Source organism: Pseudomonas sp. P5_A12 (assembly GCF_056400685.1).
Genome location: NZ_JBFUKU010000341.1, coordinates 1 through 5,199, shown reverse-complemented (window position 1 = coordinate 5,199; position 5,199 = coordinate 1). Strand labels below are relative to the sequence as shown.

General features: G+C 59.6%; 4 protein-coding genes and 1 pseudogene. 3 read left to right on the top strand and 2 right to left on the bottom strand.

The genetic code is table 11. From position 1 onward, the window contains the following. Positions 1–184, bottom strand: a pseudogene (locus AC1DSG_RS27250) (AraC family transcriptional regulator); the annotation flags it as partial. Between the two features lie 217 nt (positions 185–401). On the opposite strand from AC1DSG_RS27250, the gene AC1DSG_RS27245 reads away from it, so the two are divergent. From AC1DSG_RS27245 to AC1DSG_RS27235, 3 genes are all read left to right on the top strand, one after another. Beyond that, on the top strand, positions 402–1,457 hold the full coding sequence (locus AC1DSG_RS27245) for a beta-keto acid cleavage family enzyme (protein ID WP_477793651.1): 1,056 nt from the start codon (positions 402–404) through the stop codon (positions 1,455–1,457). Between the two features lie 107 nt (positions 1,458–1,564). After that, positions 1,565–2,851: an MFS transporter gene (locus tag AC1DSG_RS27240; RefSeq protein WP_477793650.1), complete on the top strand. Its 1,287-nt coding sequence runs from the start codon at positions 1,565–1,567 to the stop codon at positions 2,849–2,851. A 125-nt stretch (positions 2,852–2,976) separates the two neighbouring features. Then, positions 2,977–4,668: an AMP-binding protein gene (locus AC1DSG_RS27235; RefSeq protein WP_477793649.1), complete on the top strand. Its 1,692-nt coding sequence runs from the start codon at positions 2,977–2,979 to the stop codon at positions 4,666–4,668. Between the two features lie 162 nt (positions 4,669–4,830). On the opposite strand, the gene AC1DSG_RS27230 is transcribed toward AC1DSG_RS27235, so the two are convergent. Next, on the bottom strand, positions 4,831–5,199 hold a 369-nt coding region (locus AC1DSG_RS27230), incomplete at its 5' end, for a carboxymuconolactone decarboxylase family protein (protein WP_477793648.1).

The following is a 5,199-nucleotide window of genomic DNA, read 5'->3' as shown; positions in this document are numbered from 1 at the left end:
ATGAATGATCCGCAGAACTCTCCAGCAACTTCAGCGCCGCCTCCAACGGCAGCAAGAATTCCGGGTCGTTGAGCATGCTTGGCGACAGGCCCGCGTTACGCAGCATTTTGCTTGGATTAAGGCCAAGACTCTGCGCCACCTCTATGTAGTGTTTGAGCGTTGCAGCTCTTACGAACGCGCCCATCCCCTCTCCGCTCCTTGATGTCGATCGCAAAATCGGCGTGGCCTGCATCGCAGTATATGGCACCGATTGAAACCTCCGCCGTCGCTGGCACGAAATGAAAGGTTTTTGGCATGACATGAGAGGTTTTCAACGGTCAGTTACCCCAAAGTAAAAGCCATGCACCCAGCAACATCGGCGCTTTTGAAAGCACAAAAACAACAACACATTGGAGTCATGCATGAACTTTCTTGACGGATCGCTGCACCCCGAAAACCAACAGAAGCTTGTCATTACCGTTGCGCCCTACGCACCTGAGTGGAAGCCTTCGGACTTCCCCGAAGAGATCCCGGTGACCATGGCGGAGCAGGTGCAGATGGCGGTTGACTGCTACAACGCCGGTGCCACTGTGCTTCACCTGCATGTCCGTGAGCTGGATGGTAAAGGCTCCAAGAGACTGTCCAAGTTCAATGAACTGATCGCCGGCGTACGCGAAGCGGTACCGGACATGATCATTCAGGTCGGCGGCTCGATTTCCTTCGCCCCGGAGGGTGATAGCGACGTCGCCAAATGGCTCTCCGATGACACGCGTCACATGCTTGCCGAACTCTCGCCCAAGCCCGACCAGGTGACGATTGCCATCAACAGCAACCAGATGAACATCGTCGAGCAAATGTGCGAAGCCGATCTTGCCGGCACCAGTATTGCGACGCCCGAGATTTATCGCGCCTACCGCGAGATGACCATTCCGGCCGGCCCTGAGTGGGTCGAGGAACACATCAAGCGTCTCTCAGCCAGTGGTATCCAGACGCAATTTCAACTCGGCAACATCCCCTCGTTCGAAACGGTCGAGCGCATGATGCGGCGCGGCGTCTGCAACGTGCCGTTGATCCTGACCTGGGTGGCGATCGGTGGTGGTTCCGATGCTCCCAACCTCTACAACCTGGCGAACTTCGTACGTGCCTGCCCCGACGGCTCCGTGCTGACCCTGGAAACCGCCATGCTCAATGTCCTGCCGCTGAACGTCATGGCGATTGCCATGGGGATGCATGTGCGTTGTGGCACCGAGGACAACCTCTGGACGCAAGGCCGTGATCGCAAGATGAGCAATGTCGAGCAGATCGAGCAACTGGTGCGTATTTCCAGGGAAATGGGGCGCGAAGTGGCCAACGGCAAAGAAGCCCGCGAAATCTACAAGATTGGCACGTTCTACAAGGACGCCGATGAGACCCTGGCCGAGAACGGCTTTGCGCCGAACCGCAAGCCTGGTCAAAAAGGCTTTACGCAACACGGCTAAATCAACTCGCGGGGTGCGCTTTCCATAAGCGCGCTCCGCAAGTATCGCTGCACCCCAATTTACAAGAGCTGCGCAATGAACGTGGCCGTAACGAGAGGAAAGTCTCCATGACTTTGCACGTTCCAATAGAACTACGTGGTGAAACCTGGCGGCGTGTCGCCCGGCCCTACGCCTGGGTGGTCTTCGCCCTGACCTTCGGACTGCTGCTGTCAGACTTCATGTCCCGGCAGGTACTGACCGTCGTGTTCCCGCAGCTCAAGGCCGAATGGGGCCTTTCAGATTCCGAATTGGGCGCGCTCTCCGGCGTTGTCGCTGTCGCCGTCGGCGTGCTGGCGTTTCCGCTGTCGGTCGTGGCCGATCGTTGGGGGCGCATCCGCAGCCTCATCCTCATGGCCGCTCTCTGGAGCCTSGCCACGCTGATGTGTGGTTTCGCTTCCAACTATCCGGAAATGTTCGTCGCGCGCTTCTTCATTGGCGTCGGCGAAGCGGCCTATGGCAGCGTCGGCCTGGCCGTGGTGCTGAGCATCTTCCCCCCACATCAACGCTCGACGATCACCGGTGCGTTCCTGGCCGGAAGCATGGTCGGCTCTGTGCTCGGCATCGGCCTGGGCGGCGTGCTCGCGACGCATTTCGGCTGGCGTGCGTCCTTCGTTGGCATGGCCATTTATGGCATTGCATTGACGGCGGTCTACGCGCTGGTCGTCAGGCCTTCTCGTCTCGAATCGCCTCGGCAGAAAACGGGCGCGGGTCTGTCCAGGACCTATCCTCCACTCAAGACCCTGTTCTCGACGTCTTCGGTGTTGAGCGTCTACATCGGCAGTGGCCTGCAACTGTTCACCATCGGCGCCTTGCTGACCTGGTTGCCCAGCTACCTGAATCGCTTCTACGACATGCCGCTCACCAACGCCGGCGCCATCGCCGCCATTTTTATGCTCTGCACGGCGGTCGGCATGCCTTTGTGCGGTGCCATCGCCGACCGGCTGTGCACCGGTTCGCCGACGCGCAAAATCCGCTTGACCATGGGTTATTGCCTGCTCTGCAGTGCGCTGTTGACCGTGGCTTTCCAGCTGCCGGTGGGCATGGCGCAACTGGTCATGATCGGCCTCGCCATGTTCGTCGGCGGTGGCATCGTCGGCCCGTCCGGCACCATGGTCGCCGACCKGACTCCACCTGCCCTTCACAGCACTGCAATGGCCACGCTGGCGATTGCCAACAATCTGCTGGGCATGGCCCCCGGCCCCTTTGTCACCGGCTTGCTTGCTGATCGCATTGGCCTCGCCTCGGCACTGCAACTGCTGCCCCTGGCAGGCGTTGCCGCTGCGTTCGTGCTGATGTTGGGGGTGCGTAACTATCACACTGATCTTGAGCGCGTCTGTGCTCAGCCATGTTCTTGAGACGGGCGCCATGAAAGACACCATCGAGGTGCCTGTCTCAGTCGATCTGAGCATCGGCAAGCGCGCCCGTATGCAGGCCAACGGCTCAATCACCGCCCCACAATAACTTCAAAAGCAGGTTGATCATGACCCCATCATTCTCTACCGCCCGTCATTGGCAACAAAGTTACGACGCCCGCGTACCGGCTGACATCAACCCGGATGCCTTCTCTTCGGTCGTCGCCATGGCCCAAGAAGCCATGCAGCGCTACGCCAGTCACACCGCATTCCGCTGTTTCAAGCACTCTCTCAGTTACGCCGATGTCGACCGGCAGTCCTGCGCATTTGCCGCCTACCTGCAGCATCACGGCGTGCAACGAGGGGATCGGGTTGCGGTCATGCTGCCCAACATTCCAGCATTTCCCGTGGCCATGTTCGGCATCCTCCGGACCGGCGCAGCCCAGGTGAATGTCAATCCGACCTACACCCCGCAGGAGCTCTTGCACCAACTCAACGATTCCGGGGCCCAGACCATTGTCATCATTGCCAGTGCGCTCCCGTCCCTGGAAACGATACTGATCGGCACAGCCATCAGAAAAGTCATTGTGGTAAATCTCTGCGACACCCTGTCCGGGCCAGTGGCGGCCGGCGAGATAGATATCCAGTCCTCGATGCCGTTGATACGTTTCGTCGATGCACTACGCGAAGGCAGCACCTTGCAGATGGCACCGGTCGACCTGACGGGTGATGACTTGCTCTTTCTGCAGTACACCGGCGGGACCACCGGGCCGTCAAAAGGCGCCGCCCTGTCTCACCGCAACTTGATCGCCAATATCATGCAGGCGCGCGCTTTTCTCCCTGACATGTTCGACACTGACGGTGACAACGTGGTGGTCACCGCACTCCCGTTGTTCCACGTGTTTGCCTTGACGATCAATCTGCTGATCTGCTTTTCGGCCGGGGCCGAGAATTGGCTGATCCCCGATGCGCGCAACAGCGACGATCTGGTCAACACCCTGATCGCCGCCCGCCCGACGTTGCTGACAGGGGTCAACACCCTGTACGGCGCACTGGTCCGCCATCCGCGTATTGGCGATGTGGATTTTTCGCGCCTGCGACTGGCCATCGGCGGTGGCGCCGCCGTGCTGCCAGCCACCTCGGCGCAGTGGAAGTACATCACCGGCCAGGAGATCCTCGAAGGCTATGGCCTCTCCGAGACCTCGGCCATCCTGTGCCTGAACGTCATGGGGCGCAGTCAGTTCTCTGCGGCCGTGGGTTTGCCGTTGCCTTCAACTGACATCGTGCTGCTCAAGGAAGATGATCAACCCGCCGCGCTCGGCGAGATCGGGGAAATTTGCGCCAAGGGACCGCAGATCATGGCCGGTTACTGGCAAAAACCGATAGCCAACGCCAACGCGTTTACGAGAGATGGATACTTTCGCACCGGCGACATTGGCCACTTTGCCGCCGATGGCCTGCTCAAGATCGTCGATCGCAAGAAAGACATGATTATTGTCTCCGGCTTCAACGTGTACCCCAACGAGGTGGAAGTGGTTGTCGCCAACTGCACAGGAGTCAGCGAATGCGCCGTGATCGGTCTGCCGGACGAGCGCAGCGGTGAATCCGTCTGCCTGTACGTCGTCAAGGCGGCCAATGCCGTACTCGATGAAGCGAAACTGATCGAGCACTGCCGCGCGCATCTTGTGGCCTACAAGATACCGCGCCAGGTGCAATTCCTCGCGGCGTTGCCCAAGTCCACGGTGGGCAAGATATTGCGTAAAGACTTGCGGGCACTGGCGATCTCGGGCGCGTCGACTGAAACGTCCCAGGTCAGTTAAAAGACGTGGCACCAGGTGAGTAGTGCTGGCATCAAATGAAAGGTGGCTGGCATCAAATGAGAAGTTCTCAGACAGCCATCGGCCTAGAGTGAATCATCTGATCGGGACTGTTTAGCGGAGATGGGCGAAGGCCGTTATGGCCTTCGCACCAGACGGATGAAATCAGTAGGTACCTTGAACCGGCCCCTCGACAGCCAGTTTCTGCGCTTCCTCGATGAGTATCGGGGCGCCCAGCGCCATGCTGTGGATGCCCAGGATCGAAGTCAGCTGCAGCACCGCCAGGATTTCCTCGACGGTGGCCCCTACTTCGAGTGCCTTGCGGATGTGCCGACGCACGCCCGGGGCGTACAGATGGGTGCAGGAAGCATCGACGGCGATGGCGATCAGTTCGAAGGTCTTGGGCTCCAGAATCCCCTTGCGTATCGGGTGTGTGGCCATGCCGAGAAACTTTTCCATCCACTGCGCGTCCAGCTCGGCCAGCGAATCCCAGGCAGGATTCCAGTGGCCAGCATCACGCATGCCATCGCAGGT

What these genes read in the sequence shown, in the direction of transcription:
- AC1DSG_RS27245 (WP_477793651.1), top strand. Translation starts at nt 402, where the DNA reads ATGAACTTTCTTGACGGATCGCTGCACCCCGAAAACCAACAGAAGCTT.
- AC1DSG_RS27235 (WP_477793649.1), top strand. Translation starts at nt 2,977, where the DNA reads ATGACCCCATCATTCTCTACCGCCCGTCATTGGCAACAAAGTTACGAC.